This window comes from Marinomonas sp. PE14-40 (assembly GCF_051623805.1).
Classification (GTDB): domain Bacteria; phylum Pseudomonadota; class Gammaproteobacteria; order Pseudomonadales; family Marinomonadaceae; genus Marinomonas.
In genome coordinates this window covers 2,888,148-2,907,706 of the sequence record NZ_CP130700.1, presented here as the reverse complement: position 1 = coordinate 2,907,706, position 19,559 = coordinate 2,888,148, and the positions used below count along the sequence as shown (strand labels likewise).

18 protein-coding genes are annotated in these 19,559 nt (G+C 42.0%); 16 read left to right on the top strand and 2 right to left on the bottom strand.

Annotated elements, in window-relative coordinates; translation table 11 throughout:
• Positions 1-19 precede the first annotated feature (19 nt).
• Positions 20-1,276 carry an HlyC/CorC family transporter gene (locus tag Q0A08_RS13515; protein WP_438462055.1) on the bottom strand — a complete coding sequence of 419 codons (1,257 nt, stop codon included), beginning with the start codon at positions 1,274-1,276 and terminating at the stop codon, positions 20-22.
• A gap of 79 nt (positions 1,277-1,355) precedes the next feature.
• The gene (locus Q0A08_RS13510; protein WP_438462054.1) at positions 1,356-2,126 is read right to left on the bottom strand and encodes a cytochrome C assembly family protein; all 771 of its coding nucleotides are present in this window, start codon (positions 2,124-2,126) and stop codon (positions 1,356-1,358) included.
• Between the two features lie 128 nt (positions 2,127-2,254).
• On the opposite strand from Q0A08_RS13510, the gene ffh reads away from it, so the two are divergent.
• The 16 genes from ffh to Q0A08_RS13430 all read left to right on the top strand — a co-directional run bounded on the left by ffh (position 2,255) and on the right by Q0A08_RS13430 (position 19,532).
• Positions 2,255-3,634: a signal recognition particle protein gene (gene ffh, locus Q0A08_RS13505; protein ID WP_438462053.1), complete on the top strand. Its 1,380-nt coding sequence runs from the start codon at positions 2,255-2,257 to the stop codon at positions 3,632-3,634.
• Positions 3,635-3,902: 268 nt separating this feature from the next.
• Positions 3,903-4,151, top strand: a complete 249-nt coding sequence (gene rpsP, locus Q0A08_RS13500) for a 30S ribosomal protein S16 (protein WP_009833903.1) — start codon at positions 3,903-3,905, stop codon at positions 4,149-4,151.
• A 14-nt stretch (positions 4,152-4,165) separates the two neighbouring features.
• A complete protein-coding gene (rimM, locus tag Q0A08_RS13495; RefSeq protein WP_438462052.1) occupies positions 4,166-4,711 on the top strand; it encodes a ribosome maturation factor RimM in 546 nt (181 codons plus the stop codon).
• 20 nt (positions 4,712-4,731) lie between these two features.
• The gene (gene trmD, locus Q0A08_RS13490; RefSeq protein ID WP_438462051.1) at positions 4,732-5,484 is read left to right on the top strand and encodes a tRNA (guanosine(37)-N1)-methyltransferase TrmD; all 753 of its coding nucleotides are present in this window, start codon (positions 4,732-4,734) and stop codon (positions 5,482-5,484) included.
• Between the two features lie 72 nt (positions 5,485-5,556).
• Entirely contained in the window at positions 5,557-5,919 is a 363-nt protein-coding gene (gene rplS, locus Q0A08_RS13485; protein ID WP_046017847.1) for a 50S ribosomal protein L19, read from the top strand.
• A gap of 102 nt (positions 5,920-6,021) precedes the next feature.
• Positions 6,022-6,759: a thioredoxin fold domain-containing protein gene (locus tag Q0A08_RS13480; RefSeq protein ID WP_438462050.1), complete on the top strand. Its 738-nt coding sequence runs from the start codon at positions 6,022-6,024 to the stop codon at positions 6,757-6,759.
• Between the two features lie 183 nt (positions 6,760-6,942).
• Positions 6,943-8,244 carry a homoserine dehydrogenase gene (locus tag Q0A08_RS13475; protein WP_438462049.1) on the top strand — a complete coding sequence of 434 codons (1,302 nt, stop codon included), beginning with the start codon at positions 6,943-6,945 and terminating at the stop codon, positions 8,242-8,244.
• 43 nt (positions 8,245-8,287) lie between these two features.
• Complete coding sequence (thrC, locus tag Q0A08_RS13470) at positions 8,288-9,673, top strand: threonine synthase (RefSeq protein WP_438462048.1); 1,386 nt, start codon at positions 8,288-8,290, stop codon at positions 9,671-9,673.
• Positions 9,674-9,781: 108 nt separating this feature from the next.
• Complete coding sequence (locus tag Q0A08_RS13465; RefSeq protein WP_438462047.1) at positions 9,782-10,501, top strand: 16S rRNA (uracil(1498)-N(3))-methyltransferase; 720 nt, start codon at positions 9,782-9,784, stop codon at positions 10,499-10,501.
• Between the two features lie 54 nt (positions 10,502-10,555).
• Positions 10,556-12,283, top strand: coding sequence for a single-stranded-DNA-specific exonuclease RecJ (gene recJ, locus Q0A08_RS13460; RefSeq protein WP_438462046.1), 1,728 nt, complete (start codon positions 10,556-10,558; stop codon positions 12,281-12,283).
• 137 nt (positions 12,284-12,420) lie between these two features.
• Positions 12,421-13,266, top strand: a complete 846-nt coding sequence (gene folD / locus Q0A08_RS13455) for a bifunctional methylenetetrahydrofolate dehydrogenase/methenyltetrahydrofolate cyclohydrolase FolD (RefSeq protein ID WP_046017852.1) — start codon at positions 12,421-12,423, stop codon at positions 13,264-13,266.
• A 198-nt stretch (positions 13,267-13,464) separates the two neighbouring features.
• Positions 13,465-14,052, top strand: coding sequence for a UPF0149 family protein (locus Q0A08_RS13450; protein ID WP_046017853.1), 588 nt, complete (start codon positions 13,465-13,467; stop codon positions 14,050-14,052).
• A gap of 82 nt (positions 14,053-14,134) precedes the next feature.
• Positions 14,135-15,436, top strand: coding sequence for an aminopeptidase P N-terminal domain-containing protein (locus Q0A08_RS13445; protein ID WP_438462045.1), 1,302 nt, complete (start codon positions 14,135-14,137; stop codon positions 15,434-15,436).
• 37 nt (positions 15,437-15,473) lie between these two features.
• A complete protein-coding gene (ubiH, locus tag Q0A08_RS13440; protein WP_438462044.1) occupies positions 15,474-16,715 on the top strand; it encodes a 2-octaprenyl-6-methoxyphenyl hydroxylase in 1,242 nt (413 codons plus the stop codon).
• Between the two features lie 19 nt (positions 16,716-16,734).
• Positions 16,735-17,928 (top strand): UbiH/UbiF/VisC/COQ6 family ubiquinone biosynthesis hydroxylase, encoded by a 1,194-nt coding sequence (locus Q0A08_RS13435; RefSeq protein ID WP_438462043.1) that lies wholly within the window; start codon positions 16,735-16,737, stop codon positions 17,926-17,928.
• Between the two features lie 200 nt (positions 17,929-18,128).
• Positions 18,129-19,532: a DUF4856 domain-containing protein gene (locus Q0A08_RS13430; protein ID WP_438462042.1), complete on the top strand. Its 1,404-nt coding sequence runs from the start codon at positions 18,129-18,131 to the stop codon at positions 19,530-19,532.
• Positions 19,533-19,559: the final 27 nt, after the last annotated feature.

Sequence of the window (19,559 nt, the reverse complement as noted above, 5' to 3'; positions counted from 1 at the left end):
AGCTATATTTGTCTGCTATTTAAATGTGTTTGAGTAGTCTGGCGTATTTAACGACCTTGTCTTCTATCTCTTGAATTTCAATAATGTAATCATCCACTTTTAGGCTCATCTGATTTTCTGGAATAAATTCCAGTGTTTCTATGATTAGACCATTAAGTGTTTTTGGGCCGTCTGTTGGTAGTGACCAATCCAATGTTTTGTTGATTTCACGTATATGGATTGAGCCATCAATGCGGAAAGAGCCATCATCTTGGGAGACAATCTCATCTTCTTCATCTTGGGTGGGTTGGGTGAATTCACCAACAATTTCTTCAAGCACATCTTCAAGGGCTGCAATGCCTTGAACATCGCCGTACTCATCTACCACTAACCCCATTTGTTGGTGTTGTTTTTGGAAGTTAAGCAAAACAGTGTTTAGTGAAGTGCTTTCAGGGATGAAATAAGGTTCTACTGTTGCTTTTAGTAGGGCTGCTTTTGACGGGTTAGGGTCGCGTAAAAACATTGCGGCATGTCTTGCGTGAAGAATACCAATAACCTTGTTTATCTCGCCATTATAAACTGGCATGCGGGTGTGTCTTGAACTACAAATTTGAGTGATAATCTCATCTATAGAGTCTTCAATGTCAATGCCAATCACTTCGTTACGCGGCACCATAATGTCTTCTACTGACACTTTTTCAAGATCCAAAATCGAAATGAGCATTTCTTGGTGGGCTGGTGGAATGAGCCCATTTGCTTCATTTACTATGGTTCTAAGTTCTTCCGTGCTTAATTTATCATTACTATTATGATTGGCGTGAACACCCATAATGCGTAACAGGCCGTTCGAGATAAAGTTAACTAATACCACGAGTGGGTAGAGTAACTTTAATAAAATTGATAATGCCCATGAGGCAGGAAAGGCTATTTTCTCTGGATGTATGGTTGCCATTGTCTTAGGTGTGACTTCGGCAAAAATGAGAATGACCAAGGTAAGTGACGCGGTTGCAATTGCAACACCTGCATCACCCCAAATGCGAACGGCAATGACTGTGGCAATCGCAGAGGCAAGGATATTAACAAAGTTGTTACCAATTAAAATGACGCCAATAAGACGGTCAGGTCGTTCAAGTAATTGGCTAACTTTTTTAGCCGACTTGTTCTTGTTTTTAACCAGGTTTTTTAAACGGTATTTGTTTATAGAAAGCATGCCTGTTTCGGAACTTGAGAAAAAGGCAGAAAACACAATTAAGAAGAATAGTATTCCGAAAAGAATACTTAAGGGTATGTCGTTCAAAAAGGGTTGACCTCAGTTAATTTGATAAGTGGATTATTAGTTGTTCAATAGCCCCTGTCAAACCCCTAAACAACTAAATTTACTTGGTGAGAATGAATTGCAGCACTATGCTACTTCCGAAGTAGCCAAGCATGAGCAAAATAAAGCCACTTATCGTGAGTTTTACTGAAAGTTGCCCTCGCCATCCAGCCCAGTGACGGCCAACTAAAAGGCCTAAAAAGACTAACCAGGAAGCGATAGTAAAGAAGGTTTTGTGAACCAGCTTTTGGGCAAACATGTCATCAATAAAATAAAAGCCTGTCACTATCGTGATGGTGAGTAAAATAAAAGCGGTCCAAATAAACTCAAACATGAGCCTTTCAAGTACCTGTAAAGGCGGTACTCTAAGTAGTTGGCGTAGTTTGTGATGCTTTAGTTGATACTCCTGTAGTGCTAGGAGAATACCAACGCCGCAAGCTGCAGTGAAAAGGCTATAGGCCACTGCTGCAATAAGTATGTGGGCGGAGGTGCCTAAAGAGTGGATGTGGAAAGGTTCAAGCTGCCAGGGTTGAATGGCGTTGAGAGCAATTACCAGCGCTGCCAAAGGGTAGGCAACGCACAACAATAGGGATAAATCCTTATTGCGGTTACTGAACCATAATAAGGTGTTACCAATCAGAGCTATCAGCATCCCGATCAGTAAAAAATCGAAGCCATCCTTGTTTAAAAATAAAACAGATAAGGCATAGACGTGAGCAGCAATGGATGCTGCTCCTAAAAATTGAGACCTTTTACTTTCCGGGCGCTTGTAATACATTGCACCAGCGGCAAAAGTTGAAAGTGTGGCGAGCCAAAGTGTTAGCTGAATCATGAATCTCTTATGTCCAAAGAGTAAAGGTATAGGGTGTAACCCATTTATCCGTTATAATAGGGCCAATTTCATCTTGGATAAACCATATACTTGGTTTTTTCCTCACAGAGCAACATTTTGAGGCTAACATGTTCGACAATTTATCGAATCGATTGACCTCCTCGCTAGATCGTATCCGAGGACGGGCAAAGTTAACAGAAGATAATATCAAGGAAGTATTACGCGAAGTGCGTATGGCGCTATTAGAAGCCGACGTTGCTTTACCTGTCGTAAAGGCTTTTATTGATAGTGTAAAAGAAAGGGCTGTTGGGACAGAAGTTTCAAAAAGTTTAAGTCCTGGTCAAGTATTCCTGAAAATTGTTAAGCAGGAACTTGAGAAGGTCATGGGTGAGGCCAATGATGAGCTTAACCTAAAGGCGAAGCCGCCAGCAGTCATTTTATTGGCAGGTTTGCAGGGTGCGGGTAAAACTACCTCTGCAGCTAAATTGGCTCGTTATTTAAAAGAGCGTCATAAAAAATCTGTCGCGGTTGTGAGTGCTGATATTTATCGCCCAGCGGCGATCAAGCAGTTGCAAACCTTGGCTAATGAAATTGGTGTGGACTTCATTGAAAGTGAAGCGACTCAAAAACCAATTGATATTGCAAATAACGCTATTGATGAAGCGCGTAAATCTCATAAAGATGTCTTGATTCTTGATACCGCAGGTCGTTTGGCCGTTGATGAAGAGATGATGGCTGAGATTAAAGCCCTTCATGCCGCCATTGATCCAGTTGAAACCTTGTTTGTTGTTGATGCAATGACGGGGCAAGATGCGGCGAATACTGCCAAAGCATTTGGTGATGTACTACCTTTAACCGGTGTTATATTGACTAAAACAGATGGTGATGCCCGTGGCGGTGCTGCTTTATCTGTGCGTCATATTACGGGTAAGCCAATTAAATTCTTAGGTGTGGGCGAGAAAACAGAAGCCCTTGAACCTTTTCACCCAGATCGTCTCGCGTCTCGTATTCTAGGTATGGGTGACATGCTTTCCTTAATTGAGGAAGCAGAGCAGAAAATTGATAAAACCAAGGCTGAAAAGCTAGCGGGCAAACTGCAGAAAGGTAAAGGCTTCGACTTAGAAGACTTTAAAGAGCAATTGCAGCAAATGAAAAACATGGGTGGCATGGGTGCCATGCTAGATAAATTGCCTGGTATGGGTGGTCAAATGGCCAATATCCAAGACAAGGTCAATGATAAGATGTTTGTGCAAATGGAAGCTTTAATCAATTCCATGACAGCGCAAGAACGTCGTAACCCAGATGTTATTAATGGTTCTCGTAAAAAACGTATCTCAGCAGGTGCGGGACTACAAATCCAAGACTTAAATCGCCTATTGAAGCAACATAAGCAAATGCAAAAGATGATGAAGAAGTTTAGTTCTAAGTCAGGCATGAAGAAAATGATGCGTGGTATGGGTAGCATGATGCCAGGTGGTTTCCCTGGCGGCGGTATGCCGAAAATGTAAAAAAGCGTCCGCAAGAAAGCTATTTTGTGGTGTGACTAAAAAACGGCTGCTTTTAAGTGGCCGTTTTTTTATGCCAATAGATTGTTATATAAGGGATCCTAGCGTTAAACCCTCTTCTCTTTAGGGGTGATGATAAAATATTCAGTATCAAATGCAGATGCCCCTTTTGTTTTTGTGTTGAATCGACTAGAATATGCCGCCTTCTTGAATTCCGACCTAATTTTGGGTGAATCAAGGAGAGTTTTCGTTAAGCAATAAGGAACCGATTATGGTAACTATTCGTCTTTCTCGTGGAGGCTCTAAGAAGCGTCCTTTCTATCACTTGAACGTGGCTGATAGCCGTCGTGCTCGTGATGGTCGTTACATCGAGCGTCTTGGTTTCTTTAACCCTGTTGCTCGCGGTCAAGAAGAACGCCTACGCATCGATTTAGATCGCGTTGACCATTGGGTTGGTCTTGGTGCTCAGCTTTCTGATCGTGTTGCTCAGTTAGTTAAAGATGCTAAAAAAGCCGCTTAATTATTGAGGTAACTATGTCTGCGATAAAACAAGCAGCCGCTCCAGAGCAACCGCTTGCTGTCGGACGCATTACTTCGGTATACGGTGTAAAAGGGTGGGTGAAGATTTATTCACACACTGATCCAATTGAGGGCATTTTTAAATATTCTCATTGGTGGCTTAAAACTCGTACAGGGTGGCAAGCAATAGAGTTAAGTCAAGGGCGACTTCAGGGTCGTGGCTTGGTTGCTGCGGTTAAAGGATATACAGATCGCGATCTTGTTAAAGAGATTTGTGGTATGGATATCTATATCGAAGCACAAGATCTTCCTGATCTTGATGAAGGTGATTATTACTGGAGTCAGTTAGAGGGTCTTAAAGTGATCACCGAAGAGGGAATCCTCTTAGGTAAGGTTGCTCAGATGATGGAAACAGGTGCTAATGATGTGCTTGTTGTTCGTGCTTGTGAAGGTAGTCTAGATCGTGAAGAGCGATTGATTCCTTATGTGCCAGATATGTATGTTTTAAATGTAGATTTGAAGCAAGAGCAGATGCTGGTTAATTGGGATCCTGAGTTTTAAGCGCAGGCTCGAGGTATTAAGTGCAGATTAGTGTTATTTCTTTATTTCCTGACATGTTTCAGGCCATTACCCAGCATGGTGTAACAGGCAGAGCAGTTAAATCAGGTTTGGTAGATATTAGCTTTTTTAATCCGCGCGACTTTACTCATGACAAGCATCAGACTGTCGATGACAGACCTTATGGTGGTGGTCCAGGGATGCTGATGAAGGTTCAGCCTCTCAAAGATGCGATTGCGGCAGCACGTAGTGTTAGTCCAAACGCAAAAGTAATTTTTCTGTCCCCTCAAGGGCGTACGCTGACACAGGAAGGCGTGCAATACCTAGCTAAACAAGCAGAACTTGTTCTGGTAGCTGGGCGTTATGAAGGCGTTGACGAGCGTTTGATTCAATCTGAGATTGATGAAGAGTGGTCTGTTGGTGACTTTGTTCTAAGCGGTGGTGAGTTGCCAGCAATGGTGTTAATGGATTCTGTGTTTCGCATGGTTCCAGGGGTGTTAGGTAAAATGGCGTCAGCTGAAGAAGATTCTTTTTCAGATGGTTTGCTAGATTGTCCACACTATACTCGTCCCGAGGTACTAAATGAGGCGCCTGTTCCGCCGGTACTGCTTAGTGGAAACCATGAGGAGATAAGACGTTGGCGTTTAAAGCAGAAGCTCGGAAGAACTTGGCTGCGCCGACCAGACCTTTTGCAAAACCTTGAGTTGGACAAGGAACAGCAGAAGTTGTTGAAAGAGTTTATTCACGAGACTGAAGATTCAACCTCGGCAGAGTAGGAATCGTGAACTCGTTGGGCTGGGAAGATGTTCCCAGCCAAGCGAGAAACCAAATCATTAGGAGTCAAATCCATGAGCAACAAAAATAAAGTGATTCAGCAAATTGAATCAGCACAAATGACTAAAGAAGTCCCAGCCTTCGGACCTGGTGACACTGTAGTTGTTCAAGTTAAAGTTAAAGAAGGTACGCGTGAGCGTCTACAGGCCTATGAAGGTGTTGTAATCGCAAAACGTAACCGTGGTCTTAACTCTGCATTCACTGTTCGTAAAATTTCGAACGGTATCGGTGTAGAGCGTGCGTTCCAAACGTACAGCCCAATCGTTGAGAGCATCGAAGTGAAACGTCGCGGTGATGTTCGTCAAGCGAAGATTTACTACCTACGTGAACGTTCTGGTAAGTCTGCTCGTATCAAAGAGAAATTGGCTAAACGCTAATCTCTTTAAAAAAGGCGACCTAGGTCGCCTTTTTTTATGGAACTTTTATATAGATTCATGGCCTAATAAGCATCTTTCGGATGTTTGGATTTAGAGGTTTTCATGAAGAAAATGTTAGGTTTCATTAAACAAGCACTTGTTCTGAGTGTTTTGTTTCAATCAATGCATGCTTTGTCAGCAGAGAACGACACAAGTGATGCCATTTCAGCGATAAAAAATAATATCAGCAAAAGCCTGCCTCAATACCAAATTAAATCTATTGAAGCTCATGAAAAGTCTGGCATGTACACTGTTCAGTTAGATTCTGGTCCTGTTTTGCATGCAACCCCAAATGGGCAGTACTTTATCGTTGGTGACCTTTATCGTGTGGAGCCAGAGGGTCTGGTTAATGAAACTGAAGAGGCTAAACTGGCTCAGATAGAAGTCTTACCACATTATGAAATGGTAATTTACCCTGCTAAGGGTGAAGAAAAAGCGCATGTTACCGTGTTTACTGATATCTCTTGTGGCTACTGTCGTATGCTGCATAAAGAAGTGCCTGAATTAAATGAGATGGGTATTTCTATTCGCTACCTTGCTTTTCCTCGTGCTGGCATAGGTTCTGAGCCTTATCAACAAATGGTCAGTGTTTGGTGTTCTGATGACCCTAAAGAGTGGTTGACACGCGCTAAATCAGGTCAAAAGGTGCCGCAAAATAACTGTGAAAATCCAATCGCTAAACAATATGGTTTAGGTCAGTCTATTGGTGTTCGTGGAACCCCAAGCCTAGTGCTAAGTACGGGTGAATTTATTCCTGGCTATCTGCCCGCTGCGGAATTAGCTGCTAAATTGGGTTTATAATCCTCTCTTTTTCTTCCTTTCTATGAAAGCCATTCATGCCAAGATGAATTAAGCGTTTTAGTCAGACAAACTGCCTGATTAGAACGCTGGCTTTGTCTGGTACTGGCGTTATAATAGATTCAAATTTTTATCATAGATGTGCAATGACGCATCTAAATAACGTTAGCACTGTGGGGTACTATTTTGAAACCGGTAAAAGTCGGAATTTGTGGGTTGGGAACTGTGGGTTCCGGAAGTTTTAACATCCTTCGTAACAACGCAGAAGAAATTACACGACGTGTGGGCCGTAGCATTGAGATTGAGCAAGTTGGTGCTCGTCGTGATAATGCTTCTGTCGATACCTCTGGTGTTAATATTACCCGTGATATTTTTGATGTAGCAAACAATCCAGAAATTGATATTGTTATTGAGTTGATCGGTGGTACCACAGTAGCAAAAGACTTGGTTTTAACTGCGATTGAAAATGGTAAGCACGTGGTAACAGCGAACAAAGCTTTGATTGCAGAATATGGCAATGAGATTTTTGAAAAAGCACAAGCTAAAGGCGTAATGGTTGCCTTTGAAGCGGCGGTCGCTGGCGGTATGCCAATTATCAAAACAGTGCGTGAAGGCTTGTCTGCCAATCGTATTGATTGGTTGGCTGGTATCATTAATGGTACTGGTAACTTCATCATGACTGAAATGAGTGAAAAAGGCCGTGCGTTTGATGATGTGCTAGCTGAAGCGCAAGCGCTAGGTTATGCAGAAGCGGATCCAACTTTTGACGTTGAAGGTATTGATGCTGCGCACAAGTTGACTATCCTTGCTTCGATTGCTTTTGGTATTCCTCTGCAATTTGAGCGTACTTATACTGAAGGTATTAGCCAGATCACTGCACAAGATGTGAGTTTTGCTAGTGAACTTGGATATTACATCAAGCACCTAGGTATTGCGCGTCGCACTCAAAAAGGTATTGAACTAAGAGTGCATCCTACTCTTATCTCTAAAAAGCAGTTATTAGCTAATGTAAATGGTGTGATGAATGCGGTTATGGTGCAAGGCGATGCAGTCGGTCCTACTTTGACTTATGGTGCAGGCGCAGGTGCTCTACCAACAGGTTCTTCTGTTGTTGCTGATGTGATTGATGTAGCTCGCACATTAACAGCTGACCCTGATAATCGAGTTCCACATTTGGCTTTCCAGCCAAATGCTTTATCTGATCTAAAAGTATTGCCAATTTCAGAAGTGGAATGTGGTTACTTCTTAAATATGACAATTCAGGATAGAGCAGGTGTTTTAGCGAACATTACTCAGCTTCTATCAGAAAATGGCATCAGCATTGAATCTGTTATCCAGCGTGAGCGTGATGACATTGAACTTGTTTCTCTTGTTGTGATGACTCACACAGTGAAAGAGTCAAATATGAATGCGGCGATTGCTGCAATCGAAGCCTTGCCAGATGTTGCTGGCAAAGTTCAGCGTATTCGTGTTGAGAGCTTAGCTTAAGTTGCCAAGTGAATTGTCAGTTTAGTTTTATAGAGAAAAGATTATGAAATACATATCCACTCGTGGAGATGCACCAGCACTGTCATTTGGTGATGTTTTATTAGCCGGTCTTGCTAATGATGGCGGTTTATATGTGCCAGAAGAGTTGCCAAAATTTAGCCAAGAAGAAATTGCTTCTTGGGCTGAGCTTAGTTATCAAGAACTTGCATTTAAAGTGATGTCTCCTTTTGTTGCTGGTGAGATTCCAGATAATGAATTTCGCCGTATGATTGATGAGGCCTATGAAGGTTTTGATCATAAAGCGGTTGCGCCTATGGTGCAGACGGATAATAACGAATGGGTGTTAGAGTTGTTCCGTGGTCCAACTTTGGCATTTAAAGACTTTGCTTTGCAGTTACTTGGTCGCTTGATGGACTATGTGCTAAGTCAACGTAAAGAAGAATTGGTTATCCTTGGTGCTACTTCTGGTGATACCGGATCTGCTGCAATTGAAGGTTGTCGACATTCTGATCATCTTAAGATCTTTATTTTGCACCCTTATCAGCGTGTTTCTGATGTTCAACGCCGTCAAATGACAAGTGTTATCGATGATAATGTTTTCAATATTGCTGTGAAGGGTAATTTTGATGACTGTCAGGGGATGGTTAAAAACAGTTTTGCAGATCAGTCCTTCTTGAATGGCGGTAAGCTTGGCGCGGTAAACTCAATCAACTGGGCGCGCATTATGGCTCAGATTGTTTATTACTTCTCCTCAGCTTTGTCTGTCGGTGGGCCTCATCGTAAAGTGTCTTTCTCTGTTCCAACGGGTAACTTTGGCGATATTTTTGCAGGTTATCTTGCTAAACAAATGGGCTTGCCTGTCGATCAGCTTGTGGTTGCGACTAACCAGAATGATATTTTACATCGTGTTATTGCTGAAAATGACATGAGTCGTCAGTCTTTGAATGTCACCTTGTCACCAAGTATGGATATTATGGTGTCGAGTAACTTTGAGCGCTTATTGTTTGATGCTCATGGTCGTGATGGCGAATCTATTAAAGACCTAATGGCTCGCTTTAACCAAGGTGATGTGTCGTTAAGTGATGAAGCTTGGTCCTTTGTTAAGTCAAATTTCGATAGCTATAAAGTGGATGATGCGCGTACCTGTGAGGTTATCAAACAAGTATTTGATGATACTCAGTACCTATTAGATCCTCATACTGCGATTGGCTTAGATGCGGCGCGTCATTGCTGGAAAGATAAGTCTGTGCCTATGATTACTTTGGCGACAGCGCATCCAGTTAAATTTCCTGAAGCGGTTGAAAAGGCAGGTTGTGAATCGCCTAAACTACCCGATCATATGGCTGACTTGTTCGAACGTGAAGAAGTTTATGAAGTGCTAGATAATAGCCTTGAAGATGTGCAAGCTTTTGTTACTAAAAACATTTAATTAAATGTTTTATGAAGGCCTTGCTCCATTCGAGTAAGGCCTTTTTTAATGCCTTACTAAAACGAAATATCTCCTTTTTATTACCTTCTTAAAGATAATGACGCAGTTATGAATATCATTTTGTTAGACCCTAAGCAGGCGATTGATGCCCAACGCTACCAGCTCGACTTACGCCAAGCAGAGCACCTTAATAAAGTGATCAAAGCCGAACCGGGTGATAAGTTACGAGTCGGTATTATTAATGGGCTTATGGGTGAAGCGAAATACTTAGGAGAGAATGGTGAAGGGAAAGCTGAGATTGAAGTTATTCATTTAACGCAGCAAGCGCCAAAGCCTCTGCCTCTTACTTTGGTTTTAGCTCTACCTCGTCCAAACATGCTTAAACGTACTTTGTTGAATATTAGTGCTATGGGAGTGAAAAGGATCATTCTGCTGAATTCAGCTAAAGTGGAGAAAAGTTATTGGCAATCACCTGTTTTGAAGGCTGATAATTTACAGCGCATCTTGTTAGAGGGCTTGGAGCAGGCTCGAGATACCTATTTGCCTGAGTTGCAAATGATGACCCGTTTTAGACCTTATGTTGAAGATCTCTTACCCAGAGAAATGGTCGGAAAGTTAGCTTTATTGGCCCATCCTTACCAAGCAGATGATTGCCCAATAAATCTTACTCAAGAAAGTATTCTCGCTATAGGGCCTGAGGGTGGTTGGAATGAGTTTGAAGTGAGTAAATGGCACGAAGCCGGTTTTAAAAGTGTGCACCTTGGTGAGCGTATTTTGAAAGTGGAAACAGCTGTGCCTGTTTTGTTATCTAGGCTCTACCCTGCTTAACTTGACTGCAATTAAAGCTAATCAAAGGTAATTGTTAATTTAGAGGAGTATTAAATGAGCAAGAAAATACTACACAGGCCCGTTCTGGAAAGTCATCAAAGCTTCTCTTCAGCGATCCCTTTGACTATGCAGCGTATCTTACAAACCCGAAATATTGCTAACGAATTAGAGCTAGAATATCGATTAGCCAGCTTATTAAGGCCTAATGAGTTAATGGGGCTCATACCTGCCGTAACTATTTTGGCAGATGCCATTGAAGCTGGTGAAAAAATTCTAATTGTAGGTGACTTTGATGCTGATGGTGCGACAAGCACTAGTTTGGGGATTTTAGCGATGCAGGCTATGGGGGCCATAGATCCAGAATTTTTGGTGCCAAATCGATTTGAATATGGCTATGGACTAACACCAGAAATTGTTGAGGTAGCTCAAGAAAGTCAGCCTGCTGTATTAGTGACAGTAGATAACGGCATTTCAAGCATTGAGGGGGTGAGAGTCGCCAAATCATATGGCATGAAAGTGGTGGTTACAGACCATCATTTGCCAGGTGATGAGCTACCGGAAGCAGATGCTATCGTAAACCCAAATCAGCATGGATGTGGATTTGATAGTAAAGCGATGGCGGGTGTTGGTGTGATCTTTTATGTGATGAGCGGACTTCGTGCAGAGCTTAAAGCGCGCCATTGGTTTGAATTGCAGCATATCCCAGAGCCACGTATGGCAGATTATTTAGATTTAGTTGCTTTAGGGACGGTTGCGGATGTTGTGCCGTTAGACGCTAATAATCGCATTTTGGTCAAACAAGGCCTGCAGCGCATTCAAGCAGGTCACGCGCGTCCTGGTATTTTGGCTTTACTTGAGGTTGCTAATCGTGATGTTAGCCAAATTAAAGCATCTGATTTGGGGTTTGCAGTAGGGCCAAGATTAAATGCAGCTGGGCGTTTGGACGATATGTCCTTAGGTATAGCTTGCTTGTTGACTTCTAATACTCAGCAAGCAAAGCGTTTGGCACAAGAACTTGATCAACTTAACCGCGAACGCAAAGATATAGAGTCTGAAATGAAACAGCAGGCTGAGTTCGTGCTCGAGAAGTTGGTGGCGGATGAACAAGATTTACCGAATGGCATGTGCTTTTACGATGAAACCTGGCATCAAGGTGTTATCGGGATTCTAGCGTCGCGCATGAAAGATAAGTGTTATCGTCCTGTGATTGCCTTTGCTAAGGTGGATGACGAGGAAATAAAAGGTTCAGCACGCTCTATTCCGGGTTTGCATATACGTGACGCTTTAGATTTATTGGCAAAACGGCATCCCCATTTACTGAGTAAGTTTGGTGGTCATGCCATGGCGGCAGGGATGAGTATTAAAGAAAAGCATTATGCAGAATTTGCTAAAGCCTTTGATGAGGTCGTGACCGAACTTGTTAATCCTAATGATCTTGAAGACTGTTTATTGACTGATGGTGGTCTTAGGGCTGAAGACTTCAGTCTGAGCTTTGCTGAGATGATTCGACAATGTGGGCCATGGGGGCAAATGTTTCCTGAGCCTGTCTTTGATGGTGTGTTTGATGTTATTCAACAGAGAATTGTAGGGCAAAAACACTTAAAACTTTTGTTAAGAGAGCCAAATGAAGGCTTGTTACTTGATGCTATCGCCTTCTTTATCGACTTAACGCTCTGGCCTAATAATGCAGAGCAAGCAAGGGTGGTGTTTAAGCTCGATATTAATGAGTTTCGAGGGCAGCGTAATATTCAATTGTTAGTGGATTACATTGAAGCGGTATAACAATCTGTCGGTTTGAGCTTTAGCAATTAATCCCGAGTAATATCGGTTTGATTATGCAGTAAGCTGCCTATTTGAACTGATTCTAAGGTACAATGGCTTACCCTAAATCACGATCTACTTACTGTTGGAGTTAATTCATGACTGCATTGGTTCTTGATGGCAAATTATCTGCTGAAGAAACCGAAACCCGTCTAAAAGCCCAGGTTACTGAGCTTAAGAAACGTACTGGTGGAACCCCTATCTTGGCAACAATCTTAGTGGGTGGCGATCCTGCGTCTGCGACTTACGTTAAAATGAAAGGTAACGCTTGCCGCCGAGTAGGAATGGACTCAATGGCAATTGAATTGCCTGAAGAGACGTCTACAAATCAGCTTCTTGCTACTATCAAAGAGTTAAATGAAAACTCAGATGTGCATGGTATCTTGTTGCAACACCCTGTACCGCCTCAAATCAATGAACGTCTGTGCTTTGACGAAATTGCAGCACATAAAGATGTGGATGGTGTAACTTGCCTTGGCTTTGGTCGCATGGCGATGCAAGAGCCTGCATATGGCTCAGCAACACCTGCTGGCATTATGCGCTTACTAGAGCATTATGATATTGATTTAGCTGGTAAACATGTTGTCGTTGTTGGTCGAAGCCCTATTTTGGGTAAGCCTATGGCTATGATGATGTTGAATGCCAATGCGACAGTGACAATTTGTCACTCACGTACTCAAGACTTGCCAAGTTTTGTGAAACAGGCTGACGTTATTGTTGGTGCTGTTGGTAAGCCTGAATTAATTAAAGCTGATTGGATCAAAGACGGCGCAGTTGTTGTTGATGCTGGCTATCACCCAGGTGGTGTTGGTGATATAGAGTTAGGACCCTTAGTTGACAGGGTTGCGGCTTATACCCCAGTGCCTGGTGGTGTGGGTCCAATGACAATTAATACTCTTATCTTGCAAACGCTCGAATCTGGTTTGAAGCAGCTAAATAATTAAGTCAGTTAAAGAGAGTGCGCTTATAGGCGAGTCGCTCTTTCTTTATGCTTGTTATGGTGATTGTAATTTATCTAATTGATGCCATATAGAGTAATAAGTTTAGAAATATAGCTAAGCCGCATCAAAAGTGCGGCTTACTTGTAAGTAAGCATAGGCTTTACTTATCGAATTAATAACAGTTAAGGGTTAGGGGTTTTCATGTCGACTGAAATGCTTAAAGATGCATTGGACTTTGATCTTATTGCAGATGTGTTTGTTACTGAGTCTATTGGGGCTTCACCAGCAGAATTACATGGCCAACTATGTGGTTATCTTGCCTCAGGCGTGACTTTATTGCTGGAAGATTGGATCGCGATGGTGGTTGAATTTTGTGATATAGAAAGCTGGAAAGAAGAAGCGAGTCGAGATGCCATTGTCGAACTTTATACAGCGACACAAACATTGTTTGCTAATGGCGAGTATGCATTAGATCCTGTGATAGCTGATGAAGATTCAAACCTAAGTGATCGTGGTGTTACTTTGGCAGAGTGGGCGCATGGCTTCTTGGCGGGTTATGGTTTGTCAGGGCAAAAAAAGAATTTGTCTGATGATACGACGCAAGTATTACGTGATTTTGCCAATCTATCTGGTATGAAGGGTGAAATGCGCGAGTTAGAAGACAGTAATGACAATGAGAAAGATCTTACTGAGCTGATTGAATATGCCAGATTGTCTGCCATGATGCTGTATTCAGAGCACCATGAAGTACAGCCACAAGATAAAAATAATCAAACAAAGATACATTAAGTCCTAATTGAACTAGGTGTAGAGCAGCCAAAAAAATACTGCTCTTTGTTGTTTCTATTATCCATCTAACTGAGAGGTGAAAATGAATTTGCCGATTGTCAATTTCCAAGCTCGTCGTCAATTATTGCAAGCAAAATTACCAGAAGGATTTGTTGCCATTGTGCGAGCAGGTGAATTATGTACTCGTAATAGTGATTGTGATTTTGAATTTCGACCAAATAGCCACTTCTTTTATTTGACCGGTTATGCAGAGCCTGGCGCTTATGTATTGATTAACAAAACTCAATCTATCTTATTTAATCTACCAAAAGATCCTGAGAAGGAACAGTGGGATGGATTTCGCCATGGGGTCCAAGGCGCGGTTGAAAACTTTGCCTTTGACAAGGCTTTTCCCTTAGAAGATATGGATGAGCAAATCACTAAATTATTAGATGGCTGTCAGTCAGTTTGGTTTGATTTCTCAGATGATGTTTTACAGCAACAAATAGTAAATTGGCAACAAAGCTTGGCTAAAAAAATACGCCAGGGTGCTCAAGCGCCAGCTCAGTTTAACCAGTTAGCGAGCCTTCTAGGTGAAATGCGTCTGGTTAAGGATGCAGAAGAAATTGACTTAATGGAAAAAGCAGCACAAATTAGTGTGAAAGCACATCAGCTAGCCATGCAGGCTGTAAAACCTGGTATGAAGGAATATGAACTAGAAGCTGAGCTAAATTATTGCTTTATGAAGTCAGGTTCTAGAACGCCTGCTTATAACAATATTGTTGCTTCTGGTAGCAGCGCCTGTACTTTGCATTACATAGAAAACAATGCGGAGATTCACGATGGTGATCTAGTCTTAATTGATGCCGGTTGTGAATTAGGGTTTTATGCTTCCGATATTACTCGCACCTTCCCTGCCAATGGTAAATTCTCTGAACCGCAAGCAGCGCTCTATAATCTAGTGTTAAAAGCGCAAAAAGAAGCGATTGATGCCGTAGTAGTAGGCGCTAAATACACAGACTTCCATGATGTAGCAGTGCGTGTATTAAGCCAAGGCCTAATTGAACTAGGGCTGCTGCAAGGTGAGTTAGAAAGCGTGATAGAAGATAAGACTTATCGCGATTTTTATATGCACAACACTGGGCATTGGATTGGTATGGATGTCCATGATGTGGGGGCTTATAAGATCGAAGCTGAATCCCGCCCACTTGTCCCTGGTATGGTCGTTACCGTTGAACCAGGTTTGTATGTCTCGAAAGACAATATGCAAGTAGATGAGAAGTGGCGTGGCATCGGTATACGTATCGAAGATGATGTTTTAGTGTCTGAATCTGGTCCTGTTATTCTGACTCATGGCCTTGCACGTGATATTGAAGAAATTGAAGCCTTGATGCAGAAGCACTAATTTTAATATTAAATAAATTGGGTAGGAGATTGGCCTAATGACAGCAGATATCTTAATTGTTGGTGGTGGTCTAGTGGGCGCATCCTTTGCGTTAGCTCTAGCAAGCCATAACCAAGAGTTAAACATTTGTATGGTGGAGTCTATAGAAGCTTCATCTGAATCTCAGCCAAGCTTTGATGATAGATCAACGGTTTTAAGTAAATCCAGTGCGAATATTTTTGCTGATATGGGGCTCTGGCCTCATTTAGCTAATCTAGTCGCACCTATTCAGCATATTCATACATCAGAAAGAAAGCAATTTGGTATGTCTCGATTACATGCTGATGATTATGATGTTGAAGGCATGGGTTATGTTGTGGATAACAAAGGCCTAGGCACACAGCTTTATGCACAATTAAAAACCTTCTCTAATGTTCAAGTTCTATCTCCAGCCAAAGTGGTGGGTTTGCAACCTAGAGAGTCAGACTATCAGGCAGATATCTTAGATCTAGAAACAGGTATTAAAACCGATTATCAAGTTAAGTTAGTGGTTATGTGTGATGGCGGTCGTTCTGACTTAGCTAAGCAATTAGGTCTAAGTTATCAAGTAAAGACATACCAACAAGCAGCACTCATAGCCAATATTGAACTTCAACAACCACATCAAGGTTGGGCTTATGAGCGCTTTGCCAGGCAGGGGCCGGTTGCCATGTTGCCTTTACCTAGCTTTCAAGGAAGAGCCAGATCTGCACTAGTTTGGACCACAGCTATGCCATCCATTGATGAACGAATGGCGCTTTCTGATGCGGACTTTTTGTCAGAGTTACAAGCTGAGTTCGGGCATAGATTAGGCCGTTTCAAAACGGTTGGAGAAAGAGCCTATTACCCGCTCAAAATACAAAAGGCCAATGAACTTGTTCGCTCTCGGTTGGCTGTTTTAGGTAATGCGGCCTATACACTTCATCCTGTTGCAGGCCAAGGCTTTAACCTTGCTTTAAGAGGGGTGGCTTTACTTGCCCATAATGTCTTGTCGAGCATCGCGAAGGGTGAGGATATTGGAGTACTGTCAAATCTACATCAATTCGCTGACGAACAAGAGAAAGATGCACAACGAATTCAAACAGCGAGTCATGGTTTAGTCTCTGTTTTTGCTTATCAAAACCTTCCTGTTCGCCTTTCCCGTAATTTAGCCAATCTCGCCTTAGATCACTGCCCTCTAGTTAAGGGAAGCTTTGCGCGTGCAGCTATGGGGCTAGATGTACATAAGCCTACACACAGAACAAAAAACGCCACTCATTAATACTTTACAAGGTGAAAGAATGAAAAAATCCTATGATGTTATCTTGGTAGGTGCCGGTATGGTGGGAGCTTTAACCGCTAATCTGCTTGCTCAGCAAGGTTTTAGTGTGGCCTTGGTGGATAAAGGTAATGGTCAATGCCAATTGTCAGAATTTCCCTATTATGACTCAAGAGTGAGTGCGGTTTCCCGACATTCAAAAGCCTTAATAGAGCAAAGCGGAGCTTGGCAGTTAATGGATGCTGAACGTTTGACGCCATACCATGATATGAACGTTTGGGATGGATTAGGTACGGGAGAAATTGCTTTTAGTTGTGATGATGTTCATCTAGACGAGCTAGGTCATTTGGTTGAAAACCAGGTTTTGAATCAAGCTTTGTTAACTCAACTAGAAAGCCATAATAAGTTAGTTGATTGCTTTTTTGTCTCTTCTGTTAGTCATTATAAAAAGCAAGATGAAGTTATGTTGGTTAGCTTGGAGGGTGGACCAAAGCTAATGGGTCAGTTAGTAGTGGCAGCTGATGGTGCTAACTCTTTGATACGCGCTCAAGCACAAATAGAGACTAAAGAATGGGATTATCAGCATAACGCCATTGTTGCGACAATTGAACTAGATAAGAGTCATGAAAATACCGCATGGCAAAGCTTTGGTGAGGAAGGTGTTTTAGCTATTCTACCTATGCCATGTTTTGAAGGGCGTCACTTTGCTTCAATTGTTTGGTCTGTTCCTCCTGTTGAGGCATCGGCCTTGTTAGGCCTGACGTCTGAGATGTTCTGTCAGCGACTAAATTATGCTATCTCAAATAAATTTAGAGTGTTAGCGGTGCTAACGAACCCCATGTCTATACCCTTAAGGCAAAGGCATGCTTTGCAATATGTGCAGCCCGGTCTTGCCTTAGTAGGTGATGCGGCGCATACGATTCATCCTCTTGCTGGTCAAGGTGCAAATTTAGGCTTTGCCGATGCGGGCGCTTTAGTTGATGTATTAACTAAAGCCAAAGGTAGGGGGGAATCTTTATCTAATGAAAGAGTGTTAAGGCGATACCAAAGAAACCGTATGTCAGACAATATTAGGATGTCGGCCAGTATGGAATTTTTTAAACGCTTATACGAGACGCAAAACCCACTCACCGTCTTTGCCCGAAACACTGGGATGGGGTGGATGAATAATCAAAGGCTTGTTAAAAACCATATTATTAGCCTCGCATTGGGTTGATAGGCGAATTTCTCATAAAATAACCGTCAAATATCTGAAAGGTTCATGTGTAACTTTTGTAAGTTTTATGAGGGAAATCATTAAACAGAAATGATAACGACTAGCATTTTCATTATGGATGCGCTACTTTAGCCCGGTTCACTTTTCTCAATGTTCGATTATTGAGTGAGTACATTTAATTCTTTGTGTCAGAGGCCATCATGTCATTCAAACCTTTTGCTCTTGCTACACTTGTTACATCTATCGGTTCTAGCGCTGTTTTCGCTGGTGAAGTGTATAACGAATTTCCAGTAACTGTTGCTGGCTACCAAGGTAGTGCAACGTCATCTGTATCTTATAGCGGTCAAGCTGCAAGACACGTTATTCATAATTCTTTGAAAAAAACGATTTCTAAAGGACAAGGTAAGCAGGATGCTGATCAAGCCGCTAAATTGGCACTTTATTTTGAAGCAAAGGATGCTAACAGAGCCATTTTAGATCCTGTTTCAAAAGATGGTTTTGCGATTAAGCAAACTACCATTGGTGAAATCTCTAAAGGTAAGAACCTATCTTCAAAAGCCTATAAAGGTGCTGTAAATGCTTGGCCTGGTAATATGACTGGTCAAGAAGTACTAGAAGATATGATAGCTAAAGCCGCTAAGGTAAAAGGTGGTTTTGATCCAGTAAATGGCTATGACTATACTCAGCTAATTTCTAAATTCACCATGGGTGCGGTTTTTTACAACCAAGCTGTGGATGGTTATTTGGACGAAAAACTAAATAACAGCAAAAAAACCAATGATAAAGCCTACAAAGATGGCGCTGCTTACTCTGCAAAAGAACATTATTGGGATGAAGCCTTCGGTTACTTTGGTGCTCCAGCTCATGCTCTAACACTTGATGCTAAAAGCTTGTACGGCATTGCTAAGAAAGATCCTAAGTATTTCTCAGCAGCTGATTATAACAAAGATGGTGTTGTCGACCTGAAAACCGAAATGGTTTATGCACACGCGTATTATGCAGCAGGTTCTGATAAGTCGGGCAAAACTAGCTACCTAAATAACATCGTAAGTGCATTCTATGATGGCCGTGCATTAATTCATGATGCTCAAGGTACTAAACTTGACCAAGCACAAATGGCACAACTGAATGATTATGTGAATACTATTCGTGTGAACTGGCAACAAGTGATTGCTGAAGCTGCGTTTAAATATGCTGGTTCGGTATATAAAGATCTTGATAAGTTAAGTGTAATCCAAGAAGCAAATGGCGATGTGACTAAAGCTTACCGTGCTTATGCAAAACATTGGGGTGAGTTAAAAGGCTTTGCAATGGCATTGCAGGTCGGTGGTGAAGATCTAGGTGAGACAGCGGTTAAATTGAATCGCTTAACTGGCTTTAGCCCAGTATTGCTTGGTGATACACAAGTTATTGCTCGTAACGTTAAAGGCGAATTTGTACAGTCTTCAAGTATCTCTATGGAAGAGTACAAATTACACATGATGAAGATTCAGTTGCTATTGGCTGAGCGCTTTAATCTGAAAGCTCGTTCAAATGATGTTTTAGCGGGTATGGATGAGCTAGCAACGAAGTTAAGTACTTCAACTTCTATCGAAAACGACTAATACCTATCAGTTGTTTATCTTAGTTAG

What these genes read in the sequence shown, in the direction of transcription:
- Q0A08_RS13435 (WP_438462043.1), top strand. Translation starts at nt 16,735, where the DNA reads ATGAAAAAATCCTATGATGTTATCTTGGTAGGTGCCGGTATGGTGGGA.
- Q0A08_RS13430 (WP_438462042.1), top strand. Translation starts at nt 18,129, where the DNA reads ATGTCATTCAAACCTTTTGCTCTTGCTACACTTGTTACATCTATCGGT.
- recJ (WP_438462046.1), top strand. Translation starts at nt 10,556, where the DNA reads ATGAGCAAGAAAATACTACACAGGCCCGTTCTGGAAAGTCATCAAAGC.
- Q0A08_RS13445 (WP_438462045.1), top strand. Translation starts at nt 14,135, where the DNA reads ATGAATTTGCCGATTGTCAATTTCCAAGCTCGTCGTCAATTATTGCAA.
- Q0A08_RS13450 (WP_046017853.1), top strand. Translation starts at nt 13,465, where the DNA reads ATGTCGACTGAAATGCTTAAAGATGCATTGGACTTTGATCTTATTGCA.
- thrC (WP_438462048.1), top strand. Translation starts at nt 8,288, where the DNA reads ATGAAATACATATCCACTCGTGGAGATGCACCAGCACTGTCATTTGGT.
- Q0A08_RS13480 (WP_438462050.1), top strand. Translation starts at nt 6,022, where the DNA reads ATGAAGAAAATGTTAGGTTTCATTAAACAAGCACTTGTTCTGAGTGTT.
- Q0A08_RS13465 (WP_438462047.1), top strand. Translation starts at nt 9,782, where the DNA reads ATGAATATCATTTTGTTAGACCCTAAGCAGGCGATTGATGCCCAACGC.
- ffh (WP_438462053.1), top strand. Translation starts at nt 2,255, where the DNA reads ATGTTCGACAATTTATCGAATCGATTGACCTCCTCGCTAGATCGTATC.
- rpsP (WP_009833903.1), top strand. Translation starts at nt 3,903, where the DNA reads ATGGTAACTATTCGTCTTTCTCGTGGAGGCTCTAAGAAGCGTCCTTTC.
- ubiH (WP_438462044.1), top strand. Translation starts at nt 15,474, where the DNA reads ATGACAGCAGATATCTTAATTGTTGGTGGTGGTCTAGTGGGCGCATCC.
- rplS (WP_046017847.1), top strand. Translation starts at nt 5,557, where the DNA reads ATGAGCAACAAAAATAAAGTGATTCAGCAAATTGAATCAGCACAAATG.
- folD (WP_046017852.1), top strand. Translation starts at nt 12,421, where the DNA reads ATGACTGCATTGGTTCTTGATGGCAAATTATCTGCTGAAGAAACCGAA.
- Q0A08_RS13510 (WP_438462054.1), bottom strand. Translation starts at nt 2,126, where the DNA reads ATGATTCAGCTAACACTTTGGCTCGCCACACTTTCAACTTTTGCCGCT.
- rimM (WP_438462052.1), top strand. Translation starts at nt 4,166, where the DNA reads ATGTCTGCGATAAAACAAGCAGCCGCTCCAGAGCAACCGCTTGCTGTC.